At 69.8% G+C, this 16,183-nt stretch carries 16 protein-coding genes; 9 read left to right on the top strand and 7 right to left on the bottom strand.

Annotated elements, in window-relative coordinates; translation table 11 throughout:
- The first annotated feature begins 195 nt into the window (after positions 1-195).
- Positions 196-1,044 carry a LysR substrate-binding domain-containing protein gene (locus U4012_RS21745; RefSeq protein ID WP_039322076.1) on the top strand — a complete coding sequence of 283 codons (849 nt, stop codon included), beginning with the start codon at positions 196-198 and terminating at the stop codon, positions 1,042-1,044.
- Between the two features lie 171 nt (positions 1,045-1,215).
- Positions 1,216-1,494: a DUF4148 domain-containing protein gene (locus tag U4012_RS21740; RefSeq protein ID WP_321801395.1), complete on the top strand. Its 279-nt coding sequence runs from the start codon at positions 1,216-1,218 to the stop codon at positions 1,492-1,494.
- Positions 1,495-1,533: 39 nt separating this feature from the next.
- Here the strand turns inward: U4012_RS21740 and U4012_RS21735 are convergent, their stop codons facing one another.
- A complete protein-coding gene (locus U4012_RS21735; RefSeq protein ID WP_321801393.1) occupies positions 1,534-2,451 on the bottom strand; it encodes a 3-hydroxyacyl-CoA dehydrogenase NAD-binding domain-containing protein in 918 nt (305 codons plus the stop codon).
- A 245-nt stretch (positions 2,452-2,696) separates the two neighbouring features.
- On the opposite strand from U4012_RS21735, the gene U4012_RS21730 reads away from it, so the two are divergent.
- Entirely contained in the window at positions 2,697-3,137 is a 441-nt protein-coding gene (locus U4012_RS21730) for an Hsp20/alpha crystallin family protein (protein WP_044844922.1), read from the top strand.
- A gap of 16 nt (positions 3,138-3,153) precedes the next feature.
- Complete coding sequence (locus tag U4012_RS21725; protein ID WP_044844923.1) at positions 3,154-3,570, top strand: Hsp20/alpha crystallin family protein; 417 nt, start codon at positions 3,154-3,156, stop codon at positions 3,568-3,570.
- A gap of 114 nt (positions 3,571-3,684) precedes the next feature.
- Here the strand turns inward: U4012_RS21725 and U4012_RS21720 are convergent, their stop codons facing one another.
- A complete protein-coding gene (locus U4012_RS21720; protein ID WP_044844924.1) occupies positions 3,685-3,987 on the bottom strand; it encodes a zf-TFIIB domain-containing protein in 303 nt (100 codons plus the stop codon).
- 61 nt (positions 3,988-4,048) lie between these two features.
- Positions 4,049-4,804: a TerC family protein gene (locus U4012_RS21715; protein WP_321801389.1), complete on the bottom strand. Its 756-nt coding sequence runs from the start codon at positions 4,802-4,804 to the stop codon at positions 4,049-4,051.
- 108 nt (positions 4,805-4,912) lie between these two features.
- Here U4012_RS21715 and U4012_RS21710 point away from each other — a divergent pair, with 108 nt between their 5' ends.
- Together U4012_RS21710 and U4012_RS21705 are read left to right on the top strand one after the other, a co-directional pair.
- Positions 4,913-5,806: a LysR family transcriptional regulator gene (locus U4012_RS21710; RefSeq protein ID WP_321801387.1), complete on the top strand. Its 894-nt coding sequence runs from the start codon at positions 4,913-4,915 to the stop codon at positions 5,804-5,806.
- A 138-nt stretch (positions 5,807-5,944) separates the two neighbouring features.
- Positions 5,945-7,129: a DUF2242 domain-containing protein gene (locus U4012_RS21705; protein WP_321801385.1), complete on the top strand. Its 1,185-nt coding sequence runs from the start codon at positions 5,945-5,947 to the stop codon at positions 7,127-7,129.
- Positions 7,130-7,399: 270 nt separating this feature from the next.
- On the opposite strand, the gene U4012_RS21700 is transcribed toward U4012_RS21705, so the two are convergent.
- On the bottom strand, positions 7,400-8,320 hold the full coding sequence (locus U4012_RS21700; RefSeq protein WP_321801383.1) for a pyridoxal-phosphate dependent enzyme: 921 nt from the start codon (positions 8,318-8,320) through the stop codon (positions 7,400-7,402).
- A gap of 177 nt (positions 8,321-8,497) precedes the next feature.
- On the opposite strand from U4012_RS21700, the gene U4012_RS21695 reads away from it, so the two are divergent.
- Positions 8,498-9,409 carry a LysR family transcriptional regulator gene (locus U4012_RS21695; RefSeq protein WP_321801380.1) on the top strand — a complete coding sequence of 304 codons (912 nt, stop codon included), beginning with the start codon at positions 8,498-8,500 and terminating at the stop codon, positions 9,407-9,409.
- A 519-nt stretch (positions 9,410-9,928) separates the two neighbouring features.
- Positions 9,929-11,134: an MFS transporter gene (locus U4012_RS21690; protein ID WP_321801378.1), complete on the top strand. Its 1,206-nt coding sequence runs from the start codon at positions 9,929-9,931 to the stop codon at positions 11,132-11,134.
- Positions 11,135-11,351: 217 nt separating this feature from the next.
- On the opposite strand, the gene U4012_RS21685 is transcribed toward U4012_RS21690, so the two are convergent.
- Genes U4012_RS21685 through U4012_RS21675 form a run of 3 tightly spaced genes read right to left on the bottom strand, consistent with a single transcriptional unit; the run spans position 11,352 to position 15,012 of the window.
- Positions 11,352-12,380: a histone deacetylase family protein gene (locus U4012_RS21685; protein WP_321801376.1), complete on the bottom strand. Its 1,029-nt coding sequence runs from the start codon at positions 12,378-12,380 to the stop codon at positions 11,352-11,354.
- A gap of 25 nt (positions 12,381-12,405) precedes the next feature.
- Positions 12,406-13,671: a Zn-dependent hydrolase gene (locus U4012_RS21680; protein WP_321801374.1), complete on the bottom strand. Its 1,266-nt coding sequence runs from the start codon at positions 13,669-13,671 to the stop codon at positions 12,406-12,408.
- A gap of 30 nt (positions 13,672-13,701) precedes the next feature.
- Positions 13,702-15,012 carry an MFS transporter gene (locus tag U4012_RS21675; protein WP_044844932.1) on the bottom strand — a complete coding sequence of 437 codons (1,311 nt, stop codon included), beginning with the start codon at positions 15,010-15,012 and terminating at the stop codon, positions 13,702-13,704.
- Positions 15,013-15,178: 166 nt separating this feature from the next.
- Between U4012_RS21675 and U4012_RS21670 the strand changes: the two genes are divergently transcribed.
- The gene (locus U4012_RS21670) at positions 15,179-16,135 is read left to right on the top strand and encodes a LysR family transcriptional regulator (protein ID WP_044844933.1); all 957 of its coding nucleotides are present in this window, start codon (positions 15,179-15,181) and stop codon (positions 16,133-16,135) included.
- Positions 16,136-16,183: the final 48 nt, after the last annotated feature.

Here is a 16,183-nt window from a genome sequence, read left to right as displayed (position 1 = left end):
GGCGGTCGATGGGATGATGCGGTTTCGGGCCGGACGCCGGATGGCTTAGACTGACCGATGGAGCCGGCGGCGCGACACGGGCTACGCGTCCGGTGCGCCCCGTTTGCATGGGCCGCACCAGCGCGTGATCCGATACTAGCGCCGCACCATCCGGCCATTTATGAAGTTGTCGAAACCGATTCAGTGGATTTAGCAATGCGTCCATTACCGCCCGAGTTGCTGCGCAGCTTCGTCGCCGTCGCCCAGTCCGGCAGTTTCACCGCCGCGTCCGAACGCGTGAGCCTGTCGCAGTCGACCGTCAGCCAGCACATCCGCCGCCTCGAGGAACTGCTCGACCGGCCGCTGTTCGAGCGCGACACGCGCAACGTGCACCTGTCGCAGCACGGCGACGCGCTGTTCCGCTACGCGGTGCGCATCCTCGAGCTGATGGACGAGGCCGTCACGTCGGTGTGCGGCCCGCCGCTGTCGGGCAAGGTGCGGCTCGCGATGTCGGAGGATTTCGCGTCCGCGCACCTGACGGCCGCGCTCGCGAGCTTCGTGCAGCGCAATCCGGAAGTCGAGCTCGCGATCTCGACCGGGCTGTCGGGCGACCTGTTCGATGCGCTCGACGAAGGCCGTCACGACCTGGTGTTCGCGAAACGCGTCGCGGGCAGCCGGCGCGGCCGCGTGATCCGCAGCGAACCGCTGTACTGGTGCACCGGCCCCGATTCGCGGATCACCGGCCACGAGGCCGTGCTGCCGCTCGCGATGCATCCGGAGCCGAGCGTATCGCGCCGCCGCGTGCTTGAGTCGCTGGAGGCGGTCGGCCGCCCTTACCGGATCGCCGTCGTGAGCAGCAGCATCGCGGTGCTGCGCGCGGCCGCGAGCGCGGGGCTCGGCGTCAGCGCGTTCGCCGGCTACGTGATTCCGGCCGGGCTCGCGCGGCTCGACGCGGGGCTCCCCGAACTCGGCGAACTCGAATACGTGATCGACCGGCCGGCGGCCGCGTCGCGCTCGACGCTCGCGCTCGAAGCGACGCTGATCGCGGCAGCGGCCGAGCTGTAACGCTGGCTGCCGCCTTCACGCCAACGCCGCCGCGGTGTTCGCCCGCAACTGACCATCTTGCCCGGAACGCGTCAGCGTCCGCGCAGTCCCCGCTCGCGACAATGGGCCGCATCGGAACGCACGGCAGTGTGCCGCGCGTCCGCTGTCCCGTCCCCTTGATCGGAGCACACCATGAACGTCGTGCGAATCGCCGTCGCGGCCGCCGCAGCCGCGCTGCTGTCCCCCGCCTTTGCGCAAACCGATGCCGCCGCCCCCGCGCAGGGCCTCACGCGCGCGGAAGTCGTCGCCCAGCTGAAGCAGGCCTACCTCGACGGCGAACTGCCGACCAACGACGGCAACTATCCGCCGGATGCCGCGACGCGCGCGCGCAATCGCGAACTGGTGCAGGCCGCGCTGCCCGCATGGCTCGCGCAGACGCCGCGGGCACCGCAAACGGCCGCGCAGCAATAGCCTTTCACCGCGCGACCGGAACGCTCCGCGGCGACGCGCTCAGGGCAGGAAGCTGCGGCGCCGCGCGTCGACCAGCTCGACGAGCAGCCGGTCGCGCTCGGCCGCCAGTTCCTGCATCGAACGCTCGCCCTGGATCGCGCGCAGTTCGTCGTTCAGCTTGCGATCGACGGCCGGGTCGAACGACGGCGTGCCGAGATCGTCCCACCACGTCGTGATCGGCCCCGACAGGTGTTCGAGGAAGTGCGCGATCCCGCCCGCGCCGCCGCCGAGGTGATAGGTCAGGCACTGCCCCATCAGCCCCCAGCGCAGGCCCGGCCCCCACGCGACCGCCTTGTCCGCATCGGCGACGCTCACCACGCCCTCGCCGACGAGGTGATACACCTCGCGAAACAGCGCGGCCGCGAGCCGGTTCGCGACGTGGCCGGTCATCTCCTTGTTGAGCACGATCGTCTGCTTGCCGAGTGCGTCGTAGAACGCCTTCACGCGCGCGATCACGCTCGCGTCGGTCGCGTCGCCGCCGACCAGCTCGACGAGCGGAATCAGGTGCGGCGGGTTGAACGGATGCGCGATCAGGCAGCGTTCCGGATGCTTGTCGCACGCGGTCTGGATCTCGGACATCTTCAGGCCCGACGAGCTCGACGCGATCGGCACGCGCGCGGGCAGCACGTCGTCCATCTGCCGGTACAGCGCGCGCTTCAGGTCGAGCCGCTCGGGGCCGTTTTCCTGCACGAAATCGACGCCGTCGAGCGCGCGCACGAGATCGGCGTCGAACGACAGCCGCGCGGAAAGTTCGGCGGCCCGCTCGCCGAGGAAGGCCGCGAGCGCGTCGCGCAGCCGCGCGTCGGCCTGCGGTGCGGGATCGGTCGCGACGACGTCGAAGCCCTTCGACAGATAGAAAGCCGCCCAGCTCGCGCCGATCACGCCGGCCCCGACGATCGCGATGCGTTGAATCTCCATGTCCGTTCCGTCTCCGTGGTCTGTGGATAGCGCGACGATTGTCGCATCGATCCCCGTCACGACGCGTTGATGCCGATTGCACTTTCCCTCTTGAAAACCGCCGCGGCGGCCTCTAATTACCCGTTGCCAGGCAGTGCCCGTCACGCGGACTGCCCCCGTTTCGACTCAGCGGAAAACCGTGCGTCGCACTCGCCATCGGCGTCGCGCCATCGTGTCTTTCGCGTCTCATGTTCCGGAGGATCCTCATGAGCGGTATTCATTTCGGTCACGACCTGTTCGACGAATTCGCCCGCGTGCAGCGGCAGATGGCGAGCCTGTTCGGCGAGCCCCCGACCGGCATCCGCGCGGTGCGGCCGAGCGCGTTCCCCGCGCTGAACGTCGGCGCGACCGACGACGCGATCGAGATCGTCGCGTTCGCTCCCGGCATGGCCGCGGCCGACTTCGACGTCTCGATCGACAAGGACCTGCTGACGATCAGCGGCGAGCGCAAACCCGCACCGCACGACGCCGGCGACGACGTGCGCACCTACGCGCAGGAGCGCTTTCACGGCGCGTTCCGCCGCGTGGTCGAGCTGCCGCAGAACGCGGACGCCGACAACGTCAGCGCCCGCTATGAGAACGGCTGCCTGCTGATTCGCGTCGGCCGGCGCGAGGCCTCGAAGCCGCGCGCGATCACCGTTCAGTAACCTTCAGGAGAACGATATGAATACGAGCCAGAGCCAGACCCTGACCGAACGCCAGACCGGTGCCGCGCAGGCAGCCGCCGCCGAAGCCGCGCGCCGGCCCGCGATCACGCCGGCCGTCGATATCGTCGAAGACAGGCAGCGCGTCACGCTGCGTGCCGACCTGCCCGGCGTGCCGCGCGAAAACCTCGACGTGAAGGTGCACGACAACACGCTGACGATCGAAGCCGACACGCGCATCGACACGCCGGCCGACCTGCGCGTGCGTCACGCCGAAGTCCGCGCGCCGCGCTACGTGCGCACGTTCGTGCTGAGCCCCGACCTCGACACGTCGCGGATCGATGCGAGCCTGCGCGACGGCGTGCTCACGCTGACGATTCCGCGCCGCGAGGAAACGCGCCCGCGCCGCATCGACGTGACGGCCGGCAACGCGTAACGTCGGCGCGTAAGCGTCACGCGACGCGCATGACGAATGACGAAGCCCCGCCGGGCATGACGCGCGGCGGGGCTTTTTTTCGATGTGCCGAGCAGGACACGCTCGCCGTCGCGGTCAATCGAAATCGAACAGGTCGAACACCGACTTCTTGCGACGCCGGCCGTCGTGCCGGTAACGGTCGTCGTGCGCGCGGCCGTCGCGCCCCCAGCCGTCGTCACGCCCGCGCGGCGCCTGCGCATCGTGCCGCACCGGCACCTCGTCGCGGCGCGCCGGCCCGTCGCCGGTTTCGCGTGCGATCAGCTTGTCGAGTTCGCCGCGATCGAGCCACACGCCGCGGCACGTCGGACAGTAGTCGATCTCGATCGATTGCCGCTCGGCCATCAGCAGGTCGGGCGTCTTGCAGACCGGACATTTCATCGCGTTTCTCCTTTCGTCGGACATTCCGAATCGCGGGCGGGCCACGGCCCGCCCGCTTGGCTCAATGACCTTCGCGCCGTGCCACGCGCTTCGCCTTCGCGCGCCGCGCCAGCATGTTCATGCCCTCGACGAACGCCGAGAACGCCATGGCCGCGTAGATATAGCCCTTCGGCACGTGCGACCGGAAGCCTTCCGCGATCAGCGTCATGCCGATCACGACGAGGAACGACAGCGCGAGCATCACGATGGTCGGGTTGCGGTCGATGAACCGTGCGAGCGGCTGGGCGGCGAACAGCATCACGGACACCGCGACGATCACCGCGACGAACATGATCGGGACGTGCTCGGTCATGCCGATCGCGGTCACGATGCTGTCGATCGAGAACACGATGTCGAGCATCACGATCTGGCCGATCGCGGCCCACATCGTCAGGCCGGCCGCGCCGCCGGACGCGCCCGCGCCGTCGCCGTCATGCGACACGTGGTGATGGATCTCGGTGGTCGCCTTCCACACGAGGAACAGGCCGCCCGACAGCAGGATCATGTCGCGCCAAGAGAACGCGTGATCGAACAGCGTGAACACAGGTTCGGTCAGGCTCGCGATCCACGCGACGCTGCCGAGCAGCGCGAGGCGCATCACGAGCGCGAGCGCGATGCCGAGGCGCTGTGTGCGGGCGCGCTGCGCTTCGGGCAGCTTGTTGCTGAGGATCGAGATGAAGATCAGGTTGTCGATGCCGAGCACGACTTCCATCACGACGAGCGTCAGGAGCGCGGCCCAGACGGCGGGGTCGGCGGCAAGCGTCAGCAGGGAGTCCATGAAAAGGGCCGATTCGAAGGTGGAAAGCCCGATGATAGGTAGCGCACGACTTCGCAAAAATCAGAGAAAATCTGATCTTTGGTTCGGTTTTTACGAAATAACGATCCGATGCTGAATTTCCGCCATCTGTACTATTTCTGGGTCGTCGTGAAGGAAGGCGGCTTCGCACGCGCCGCCGAGCGGCTCGACATGGCCGTGCAGACGATCAGCACGCAGGTCCGCGAGCTGGAAAAGTCGCTCGGCCACCAGTTGCTGCGCCCGGCCGGGCGCGGTGTCGCGATGACCGACGCGGGCCAGGCCGCGTATGCGCGTGCGGAGGCCATCTTCGAGATGGGCCGGCTGATTCCCGACGAAGTGCGCGCGGCGGCCAGCCAGCCGACCGTGCGGCTCGCGGTCGGCCTCGCGGACGGGATCTCGAAGCTCGCCGCGCATGCGCTCCTCGCGCCGGTGCTCGATACGCCCACGCTGCGGCTGCTGTGCCACGAGGGCGAGCACGACGCGCTGCTCGCGGAACTGGCGCTGCATCACCTCGACCTCGTGCTGGCCGGCCAGGGCGCGCCGTCGGGGTCGAACCTGCGCGTGACGAGCGAGCGGCTCGTCGCGTCGCCGGTCGACTGGTACGGGCCCGCGGCGCTCGTCACGCCGGCCGCGCGACAGTGCTTTCCGGCGTGCCTCGCCGAGCTGCCGGTGCTGCTGCCGACCGCCCACTCGGCGCTGCGCGCGCGCCTCGACCTGTGGCTGGAGCGGGAACGGATCGTGCCCCGCATCGCTGGCGAATTCGAGGACAGCGCGCTGATGGCCGTGTTCGCGGCGCGCGGCCTCGGCGTGTTTCCGCTCAGCGAACTCGGCGCGAACGACGCATCGCTGCTGCGCGGGCTGTGCCGGCTCGGCCGCGCGGGCGACGTGACCGAGGAGATCCATGCGATCCGCTCGCGGCGCGGCGAACACCACCCGCTGGCGTCGCGCTTGCTCGCCGCCGCGCGGCCGGCGCCGGCCGGCTGAAGCGAGCGCGACATCAAACGAAACTATAATGACGCCCCGGCCATACGAGATTGCCACGCGCATCGCACCGGCCCCGCCGCCGCGTGCGTTGCGCCCGCAGCCCCGCGCGGCATCTCGCCGAGCCTATTGAAAGACGCCATGCACAACCGATTTCGCCTGTTTTCCGTTTCGTGCGCGCTCGCGGCCGCGACCGTGCTGGCGGCGTGCTCGTCGCCACCCAAGCCGATCTACCAGCAGGAGCAGTTCGACGCGACGAGCAGCCCGTATGCGCACACGTTCCACTCGAAATCCGACGCGTCCTGCGAGGCCGCGCGACGCGCGCTGCTGAGCCAGGGTTATGTCGTGTCGTCGTCGCGCAACGACGCGGTCGACGGCAGCAAGAATTTCCAGCCGAGCAACGACATGCACGTCGTGATCGAGTTTCACGTCGTGTGCGCGGACGCGACTGCCGACGGCTCGTCGAGCATCGCGTACGTGAACGCGGTGCAGGACCGCTACACGCTAAAGAAGTCGAATACGTCGGCGAGCGTCGGGCTCAGCGTGTTCGGTTCGCTGTCGCTGCCGATCGGGTCGAGCGACGACGCGCTCGTGAAGACCGCGAGCGAGACGATTCCCGCCGGCGTGTTCTACGAGCGCTTCTTCAATCTCGTCGAGCATTTCCTGAAGATCGATCCGGCCCGCCGCGATCGCGCGACCGTGAAGGCGGCCGAGAAGGAGCCCGTGACGCCGCTGCCCGAGCCTGCGCCGACGCCGCAGGGCGAGCCGATGAAGATGACGACGCCGGTCGTGCCGACGCCGCCGGCGGCGCCGGTGCCGCTGTCCGTGCCGAGTGTCGCGCCGACGTCGGGCACGTCGGTCGTGCCGGCCGTGCCTGCTGCGGCATCGGCCGTGGTCGCGCCGGGGACGATGCGGGCCGTCGGGTCGGGGTTGGGAGCCGGAGTGGGTTCGGGTTCGGGTTCGGGTTCGGGTTCGGGTTCGGGTTCGGCACAAGCTTCGGCCTCGGCGCAGGCTTCGGCGCCTGCTTCGGCTGCGGTACCTGCTAAGACCTCGGCGCCCACCTCGGCATCGACGCCCGCGTCAGCCTCCGCACCCGCTTCAGCTTCGACGCCCACTTCCGCTTCGGCGCCTACGTCCGCTTCGACGCCGGCCACGTCGACGTCTGCCGCTACCACGGCGGCATCGTCCGTGCCTGCGCCGGCGGCGTCCGCGCCGACGCCCTCGAACGCCGCTCCGGCGCCGGCAGGCAAGACGTCCGCACCCGCTGCTGCCGACCCCGTCGCGTCGTCCGCGCCGACCGGCGCCAGCGCGCCGTCCGCGAACTGACCGCGCGCGCCCTCGCCGCGCCGTGCACCGTGTGCGCGGCGCACCGGCCGATCCCCGCCCCGTCGCCCTCCGGTGAGAAGATCTTGCACCCGGCCACTGGCTGCGCGCGCCCGGCGTGACGTAACCCGCGAGCGGAAACAGCCCGTCGCGACAGACGACACGCCCCCGATTCCGCGGATGCCCGCGACCGGTCCCGCCCCGCCGTCACTTCACCGCGACGTCTTCGTCCGCATCACCATCCGGCTGCGCTGCGTCACATGCCCGTGCGCGTTACCGCAGCGTCGCGTTCAGCGTCCGCATCTGCTCGGCCGTCGCCGTCACGCCGCCGCACACGATCACCGCGATCTCCGACGCCGAAGCCAGCACCGGCACCGGTTGTTCGAGCGCGGCCAGCGCAGCACCGCACGCCGGCTCGACAACGATCCGCTGCTCGTCCAGGAACCGCAGCGACGCAGCCACCGCCTGCGCATCCGACACGACGACCGGATGGATCGCGTGCCGCTTCGCCCATGCGACCGCCGCGTCGCACGGCCGCTTCGCGCCGAGCGACGTCGCGATGCTCGTGATCGCCGGCAATTCGACCGGGTGTCCGTGCGCGACCGAACGCGCGTAGCTGTCGGCGCCTTCCGTCCCGACCGCGACGACCGGCACGTCGTGCCAGCCGTTGCGTGCGAGCCCCTCGAGCACGCCGCACAGCAGCCCGCCGCCGCCGACCGCGAGCACGACCGCGTCGGGCTTCGGGCCGGCCGCCGCCATCTCGTCGATCATCGTTGCGTGCCCCTGCCACAGCACGGGATCGTCGAACGGATGCACGAACGCGTCCTGCGTACCGACGGTCGACAGCGCGAACGCATTCGCCTCGGCCCAGCTCGCGCCATGCACGACCACCTCCGCGCCCTCGACGCGGATCAGCTCCCGCGCGCGGGCCGACGCGGTTTCCGGCACGACGACGAGCACCGGCACGCCGAGCTCGCGGCCGCAATGCGCGACCGCGATGCCCGCATTGCCGCCCGACGACGACACGAACCGGCGCGCGCCGGCCGCATGCCGCGCTTCGCACGCCGCGCCGATGCCGCGCAATTTGAACGAGCCGGACGGCTGCAGCGCGTCGAGCTTCAGCCGGATGTTCTTGCCGAGACGGCGCGACGCGATTTGCGAGCGGATATAGGGGGTCTGGATATGAAGCGGCATGGTGCAGGACACGGTCGGGAATCGGGGCAAGGGGAACGCACGGGCCGGTGAACCGGCCCGGTAACGACGACCATCGTACGGCACGCCCGCCATGCTTTCCAATACCATCGGATGGCACTTGCTATGCTTGACAGGCATATCCACCGAATCGAGACCGAACGCCGGAGCCGACACCGCATGCGCCAGATCGAACTGCGTCACCTGCGTTACTTCGTGGCCGTCGCGCAAGCCGGCAGCGTGATGGCCGGCGCCCGCGCGGCCGGCATCGTCCAGCCCGCGCTGTCGCGGCAGATCCGCGAGCTCGAGGATGCGATCGGCACGCCGCTGCTGATCCGCCGCGCGACGGGCGTCACGCTCACGGCGGCCGGCGCGAGTTTCCTGCAGGATGCCACCGGCCTGCTCGCGACATTGCAGGACAGCCGCGAACGCGCGTTGCGCAGCGCGGCCGGCCAGCTCGGCGAACTGCGCCTCGGCGCGCTGCCGAACTGCCTGCCGCTGCCGGTCGTCGCGAACGTGCTGAAGGCGTTTCGCGACGCGTGTCCGGACGTAAAGCTGTCGATCGCGCCGATGCTGTCGGCCGAACAGGCGGCGGCGCTGATGCGCGGCCAGCTCGACGGCGGCATCATGGCGTGGCGCCGCGACGAGGCGCCGCATCTGTCGGGCGTGCGGCTGCTGAGCGACCGCTTCGTGCTCGCGATGCCCGCGCCGCCCGGCGGCCGCTTCCACGCGCCGCGCACGCTCGCCGACGTCGCACACGAGCCGTTCGTCTGGTTCGACGCGCAGCGCTCCGCCGCGCACCACCGCTTCCTGATGGCCCAGTGCGACCGGGCCGGTTTCGCGCCGCGCATCGCGCAGGTCGGCAGCGACATCCCGACGCTGATCGGTCTCGTCGCGGCCGGCATGGGCTGCGCATTCGTGCCGGAAAGCGCGTCGCCGACGTGCCCGCGCACGGTCCGGCTCGTCGCACTCGACGAACTCGCGAGCCGCTTCGACATCGAGTTCGTGTTCGACGGTGCGGCGGCGCCGGCCTCGCCCGTCGTCGCGCGGTTTCTCGAGGCGGTGCGCGACGCGGCCGGGCAGGCGGACTGACCGACCGGCCCGGCATGCGCGACCCGCGCGACGCCGGCGGATTTCGCCTCGGCGCGCGGCAGCGGATTCGGCCGTCTGCGCGCAGTCGCTTCGGGCGACGGCCGGTATTAGCGTCTTCGCGCACCCGGAACGTCCGTCCGAGCGCACGACCAATCTTTCGAATCGGTGACGATCGACGCCATCACGCCGGAATTTTCAAATTGACGCCAAAAAGGGCCGTTTAACGTCACTTCGAAACGTTATGCACCGAAATATACTGCGCCCGCATCCACCCTCGTGCCAAAGAGAGGATGCCTTTCCGCCCCGGTCACGGTCCCCCTGTGACCGGGGATTTTTTTGGGCGGCAAGCCGCGCCGCCCGGCGGGCCATATGCGCGTGCCGCCCCAATCGCGCATTGTTGACATGAAATCAAGATAATTTCGCCCGAGCACGGCTTTTTCCGCAAAAGTAACGCAGGCACACTTCACCCTGTCTACAACGGCCCGGTGCCGTTGCCCCATGCTTACCGGAGCGCATCGCGTGAACACCACGACTTCTTCCCCTTCCCGCCCGGGCGGCAGCGCCGCGCTGCCGCTGCTGGCGCTCGCCGCCGGCGCGTTCGGCATCGGCACGACCGAGTTCTCGCCGATGGGCCTCTTGCCCGTGATCGCCGACGGCGTGCACGTGTCGATTCCGCAGGCCGGCATGCTGATCAGCGCGTATGCGATCGGCGTGATGGTCGGCGCGCCGCTGATGACGCTGCTGCTCGCGCGCTGGTCGCGCCGCTCGGCGCTGATCGCGCTGATGTCGATCTTCACGATCGGCAACCTGCTGTCGGCCGTCGCGCCGGACTACACGACGCTGCTGCTCGCGCGACTCGTCACGAGCCTGAACCACGGCGCGTTCTTCGGGCTCGGCTCGGTGGTCGCGGCCAGCCTCGTGCCGCGTGAAAAGCAGGCCAGCGCGGTCGCGACGATGTTCATGGGCCTCACGATCGCGAACGTCGGCGGCGTGCCGGCCGCGACCTGGCTCGGCCAGATGATCGGCTGGCGCATGTCGTTCGCGGCGACCGCCGTGCTCGGCCTGATCGCGATCGCCGGCCTGTTCGCCGCGCTGCCGAAGGGCGCAGCCGGCAGGATGCCGAACCTGCGTGCCGAACTGTCGGTGCTGACGCGCCCGGTCGTGCTCGGCGCGCTCGGGACCACGGTGCTCGGCGCCGGCGCGATGTTCACGCTGTACACGTATGTCGCCCCGACGCTCGAACACCTGACCGGCGCGACGCCCGGCTTCGTCACCGCGATGCTCGTGCTGATCGGCGTCGGCTTCTCGATCGGCAACATCGCCGGCGGCCGCCTCGCCGACCGCTCGCTCGACGGCACGCTGATCGGCTTCCTGGTGCTGCTGATCGTGACGATGGCCGCGTTCCCGCTGCTCGCGCGCACCCATGCCGGCGCCGCGGTCACGCTGCTGGTCTGGGGTGTCGCGACGTTCGCGGTGGTCCCGCCGCTGCAGATGCGCGTGATGCGTGCCGCACACGAAGCCCCGGGCCTCGCGTCGGCCGTCAACATCGGCGCGTTCAACCTCGGCAACGCAGTCGGCGCGGCAGCGGGCGGCGCGGCGATCTCGGCCGGCTTCGGCTACGCGGCGGTGCCGCTCGTCGGCGGGCTGATCGCGGCGGCAGGGCTCGCGCTCGTCGCGCTGCAGATGATCCAGCGCCGCCGCGCGCCGGTCGCCGCGAATTCGTGAGCGCCCGGTGATCCGCATGGTGCCGATACGCGGCACCGCGATTGAAAAATGCCCGCGCCGGGATCCCGGCGCGGGCATTTTCGTTGAAGGCCCGCGCATCGCGCGCCGCCGTTTCGACGTTTCGACGTTTCGACGTTTCGACGTTTCGACGTTTCGACGTTTTGACGTTTCGACATACCGACGTATCGACGTACCGACGTATCGACGTATCGACGTCTCAGCGCCTTAGCGCGCCGGCGAACCCGCCGAAGAACGCGCGCGCATTCACGTCGAGGCTCTCGAGGTGATAGCCGCCTTCCTGCACGATGACCGTCGGCAAGCCGAGCGCACCGATCGCGCCGCCGAGCCGGCCGAACCCGTCGGTCGTGACGGCCACCTGCGATTGCGGGTCGTCCTTGTAGATGTCGAAGCCGAGCGCGAGCACGAGCGCGTCGGGCTGGAACCGCGCGAGCGCGCGCAGCGCGTCGTCGAGCCGCTCGAAGAACGCCGACTCGGGCGCGCCGTGCGGCATCGGCAGGTTCAGGTTGTAGCCGTCGCCGGCGCCCGCGCCCGTCTCGTCCTCGTAACCGGCGACGACCGGATAGAAATTGGTCGGGTCGCCGTGGATCGATACGTACAGCACGTCGTCGCGGCCGTAGAAGATCTCCTGCACACCCTGCCCGTGATGCATGTCGGTGTCGAGGATCGCGACCCGGCGATGGCGGCCGAGCAGCGCCTGCGCGGCGATCGCCGCATTGTTCAGGTAGCAGAAGCCGCCGGCCGCATCGCGGCGCGCGTGATGGCCGGGCGGCCGGCACAGTGCGTACGCATCGCGCGCGCCGTCGTTCACGTCCGCCGCGGCCGCGAGCGCGCTCTGCGCGGACCAGTACGCGGCGCGCCACGTGTTCGCGCCGACCGGGCAGCTGCCGTCGGCGAGATAGCGCGCGGCCTTTGCGAGCACGCCGCGCAGCGGGTTCGGGTCGCGCACGAACACGTTCGACATCACTTCGTCGCCCCAGTCGTCGGGCATCCGCTTCCAGTCGCGATGCGCTTCCTCGAGAAAACGCAGGTAGTTCATGTCGTGCACGGCCGCGATCGGCGCGGTGCCGCGGTCGGCCGGCTCGCGCACGTCGAAGTCGAGCGCATGCACCGCCGCGACCAGCCGCGCCGCGCGCTCGGGCACCTCCTGCGGCTCGCGCATCCTGCCGCGCGACAGGTAGGTGCGCGGATGGTGCAGCAACTGTTCGGGGTGGAAATAGGTTTTCATCGTGGGTCCTCGTCGATTCACCGTGTCATGCGTCGTGCGCGGCCGCGGCCACGCGCGTCGCGACGCCCGCTCGCGCGAGCACCGCGTTGAGCAGCACGTTCGTGCCGCGCGTCACGTCGTCGGGCAACGCGTCTTCGGCCTCGTTGTGCGACAGCCCGTCGACGCACGGGATGAACACCATCGCGGTCGGCACGCGGCGCGCGAGCAGGATCGCGTCGTGACCGGCGCCGCTGACGATCCGCTCGTTCGTGTAGCCGAATGCGTCCGCCGCCTGCGCGACCAGTTCGACGCAGGCGCGGTCGAACGGCGTCGCCGGGCTGCGCCAGCAGGTCTCGATCGACACCTGAACGCCGCGCGCGGCGGCCACGCGCGCGCTGGCATCGCGCAGCTCGCGCTCCATCGCATCGACCTGCGCGTCGTCGTGATGGCGCAGGTCGACCGTGAACGTCACGTCGCCTGCGATCGTGTTGCGCGACGCGTTGCGGATGCCGACCTGCCCGATCGTCGCGAGCCCGCGCGGCGCGTAGCCCGCGACGATCCGTTCCAGTTCGAGCGCGATCTGCGCACTCGCGAAATACGCGTCCTTGCGATACGGCATCGGCGTCGTGCCCGCATGCGCGGCCACGCCCGTCACGCTCACGTCGAGCCAGCGGATCGCCTGCCCGCCCGTGACGACGCCGATCGTCGTGCCGTTCGCCTCGAGCACCGGGCCCTGTTCGATATGCGCTTCGAAATACGCGTCGAGCGCGCCGCCCGGCGCGCGCGTGCCGCGGTAGCCGCATGCGTCCAGCGCGGCGCCGAGCGTGACACCGTCGGCATCCTGCTTCGCGAGCGCGTCGTCGAGCGGCAGCGCACCCGTGAACACCGCCGAGCCGAGCATCGCCGGTGCGAAACGCGCGCCTTCCTCGTTGGTCCACGACACGATCTCGAGCGGCTTGTCGGTCGCGATGCCCGCATCGTTCAGCGTGCGCACGAGCTCCAGCGCGGCGAGCACGCCGTACACGCCGTCGAAGCGCCCGCCTTCGGGCTGCGTGTCGAGATGACTGCCGATCAGCACCGGCGCGGCCTGCGCATCGGTGCCGGCGCGCCGCGCGAACAGGTTGCCGACCGCATCGACGCTCACCGTCATTCCCGCGTCGCGGCACCACTGCGCGAACAGGTCGCGCCCGCGCCGATCGTCGTCGGTCAGCGCAAGGCGCCGCACGCCGCCGCGCGGCGTCGCGCCGATGCGCGCCATGTCGGCCAGGCTCCGCCACAGGCGGGCACCGTCGATTTCCAGCAGGTCTTTCATTTGCACTCCGATGAATTTGTTCGTTGAGTTTCAGCGCGAGCCGAGCGCTTCGGCGGCGGCCGGCCGGGCCGCGCGGCGCGCGTCGAGCGCGACGATGCAAAGCAGCGAGACGCCGGCGAGACCCGTGTAGAACACCGCGAGCGGCCACCACTGCCCCGCGAAGCGATGCGCGAGCCAGGTGCCGACGAGCGGCGTCAGGCCGCCCGCGATCGCGCCGCAGATCTGATAAGCGAGCGAGATCGCCGAATAGCGCACGTGCGCGGGAAACACGCCGCTCACGAAGCCGGCGATCACCGAATAGAAACCGGCCATGCAGACGACCGCGAGCGCGATGCCCGCGACGAGCGACGCGGACGTGCCGCCCTGCACGAGCATGAACATCGGGTACGGCGACAGCATCGCGAGCAGCGCGGCGATCTTCAGGAAACGCGCGCCGCCGATGCGCTCGGCGATCCACGCGGCGATCGGCTGCGCGATGAACTGGATGATCGCGACCGCGAACAGGCTGTCGAGGATCAGCGAGCGCGACACGCCGACGTACTGCGTCGTGTACGCGATCATGAACGTGTTGGTGAAATAGACGCCCGCGATCCCGATCGTGTTCGCGCCGATGCAGAGCAGCACGAGCCCCGATGCGGAGCGGAACACTTCGGCGACCGGCAGCTTCACGGTGCGGTTCGTCTCCTTCACGCGCGCGAACTCCGGCGACTCGTTCACGCCGAGCCGGATCAGGATGCCGACGACGAGCAGCACCGAGCTCGCGAGGAACGGCAGGCGCCAGCCCCAGGCGAGGAAGTCGGCCTTGTCCATCGACGTGACCGCGCGGAACGCGACCAGCGACAGGATCAGCCCGGCCGGGCTGCCGAGCTGCGCGAACGACGCGAAGAAGGTGCGGCGGCCCTGCGGCGCGTGTTCGCCCGCCATCAGCACCGCGCCGCCCCACTCGCCGCCGACCGCGATCCCCTGCACGACGCGCAGCGCGACCAGCAGCACCGGCGCGAGCATGCCGACCTTCGAATAGTCGGGCAGCAGCCCGACGCAGACGGTCGCGACGCCCATCATCATCAGCGTCGTCATCAGCGCCTTCTTGCGGCCAATGCGATCGCCGAGGTGGCCGAACACGATGCCGCCGAGCGGGCGCGCGAAGAAGCCGACCGCGAACGTCGCGAACGACGCCATCGTGCTGACGAAGCGGTCATGCGACGGGAAATAGAGTTCGCCGAACACGAGCGCGGCGGCGGTCGCGTAGATGTAGAAGTCGTACCACTCGATCATCGTGCCGATGAACGCGGCCGTCGCGGCACGCGCCGGCTGGCGGGCGGAAGGAAGGGACTGGGTCATGCGGGCTCCTGGCGCGCGCAGCGGCACGCGCGATATCGTGATGGCCGGCCGTCTGTCGCGGCCTCGCGCCGCACGGTGCGGCGCCCCTCCTTTATCGGCGACCGCACATCATTAGTCAAATTTCAAGTTATTATTTCGCGTATAAATTCAGCTAATGACTGACCCGATGCGCGCCGACCTCGCCCCCTTCCTCAACGACCGCCTCGACTGGAACCTGCTGCGCACCTACCTGGTGATCATGCAGGAGCGCAGCGTAAGCCGCGCGGCCGCGCGCCTGCACGTGACACAGCCGGCCGTGAGCCAGGCGCTGCGGCGGCTCGAGGAGGCCCTCGAGCGCAAGCTGATCGAGCGGCGCGGCGCGCACTTCGCGCCGACGCCGGCCGGCGAAGCCGTGTACCGGATCGCGAGCGACATCTACGGCGGCGTGTCGCGGCTCGAAACGGAGCTCGACGACAGCACGGCCGACCTCACCGGCTCGATCCGGCTGCTGACGGTGAGCCGCATCGAGTCGCCCGTCTACGACGAATTCCTCGCCGACTTCCATCGCGCGTATCCGCGCATCGACCTGCAGATCGAAGTGATGCGCTCGTCGGACATCCTGTCGTCGCTGCTGCAGAAGACAGCCACCGCCGGGCTCGGCCTGTGCCGCACGCCGCACGACAAGCTGGAGATGCGCTGCTTCCTGCGGCAGCGCTACGCGATCTACTGCGGCCGCCATCACCGGCTGTTCGGGCAGACCCAATTGCGGATGGACGACCTGCTCGCGGAAAACTTCGTGTCGTTTACGAGCGACCAGATCGGCGACAGCCTGTCGCCGCTCACCGTGTTCCGCGACCAGAAGGGCTTCACCGGACGCATCGTCGCGTCGTCGCCGAGCCTCGAGGAAGTGCGGCGGCTGATCTTCGCCGGTTACGGCATCGGTTGCCTGCCGGAGCACATCGTGCGCGACGACATCGCGCAGCAACGCCTGTGGCGGCTGCCGCCTGACGAGGGCCTCGTCGACGTCGACGTGTTCCTGCTGTGGCATCGCGACCGCAAGATGAACGCGGCCGAGCAGGCGTTCCTCGACGCGATGGAGCGCTGCATGCAGCGTCATTCGCTCGCGGAACGGCTGGGGATGTGAGCGCGCGGATGCGCGCATCTTCACGAGAATGGGCGCCGACCCGCGCGG

The organism is Burkholderia sp. BCC1988 (genome assembly GCF_905339895.1).
Lineage (GTDB): Bacteria > Pseudomonadota > Gammaproteobacteria > Burkholderiales > Burkholderiaceae > Burkholderia.
The sequence above is the reverse complement of the archived record's forward strand: the minus strand, read 5'-3'. Positions and strand labels throughout refer to the sequence as shown.

Bases quoted from the DNA above. Each gene is read 5' to 3' on its own strand.
- U4012_RS21740 (WP_321801395.1), top strand. From the start codon at position 1,216: ATGAACGTCGTGCGAATCGCCGTCGCGGCCGCCGCAGCCGCGCTGCTG.
- U4012_RS21695 (WP_321801380.1), top strand. From the start codon at position 8,498: ATGCGCCAGATCGAACTGCGTCACCTGCGTTACTTCGTGGCCGTCGCG.
- U4012_RS21700 (WP_321801383.1), bottom strand. From the start codon at position 8,320: ATGCCGCTTCATATCCAGACCCCCTATATCCGCTCGCAAATCGCGTCG.
- U4012_RS21675 (WP_044844932.1), bottom strand. From the start codon at position 15,012: ATGACCCAGTCCCTTCCTTCCGCCCGCCAGCCGGCGCGTGCCGCGACG.
- U4012_RS21735 (WP_321801393.1), bottom strand. From the start codon at position 2,451: ATGGAGATTCAACGCATCGCGATCGTCGGGGCCGGCGTGATCGGCGCG.
- U4012_RS21710 (WP_321801387.1), top strand. From the start codon at position 4,913: ATGCTGAATTTCCGCCATCTGTACTATTTCTGGGTCGTCGTGAAGGAA.
- U4012_RS21715 (WP_321801389.1), bottom strand. From the start codon at position 4,804: ATGGACTCCCTGCTGACGCTTGCCGCCGACCCCGCCGTCTGGGCCGCG.
- U4012_RS21725 (WP_044844923.1), top strand. From the start codon at position 3,154: ATGAATACGAGCCAGAGCCAGACCCTGACCGAACGCCAGACCGGTGCC.
- U4012_RS21670 (WP_044844933.1), top strand. From the start codon at position 15,179: ATGCGCGCCGACCTCGCCCCCTTCCTCAACGACCGCCTCGACTGGAAC.
- U4012_RS21745 (WP_039322076.1), top strand. From the start codon at position 196: ATGCGTCCATTACCGCCCGAGTTGCTGCGCAGCTTCGTCGCCGTCGCC.
- U4012_RS21705 (WP_321801385.1), top strand. From the start codon at position 5,945: ATGCACAACCGATTTCGCCTGTTTTCCGTTTCGTGCGCGCTCGCGGCC.
- U4012_RS21680 (WP_321801374.1), bottom strand. From the start codon at position 13,671: ATGAAAGACCTGCTGGAAATCGACGGTGCCCGCCTGTGGCGGAGCCTG.
- U4012_RS21685 (WP_321801376.1), bottom strand. From the start codon at position 12,380: ATGAAAACCTATTTCCACCCCGAACAGTTGCTGCACCATCCGCGCACC.
- U4012_RS21730 (WP_044844922.1), top strand. From the start codon at position 2,697: ATGAGCGGTATTCATTTCGGTCACGACCTGTTCGACGAATTCGCCCGC.
- U4012_RS21720 (WP_044844924.1), bottom strand. From the start codon at position 3,987: ATGAAATGTCCGGTCTGCAAGACGCCCGACCTGCTGATGGCCGAGCGG.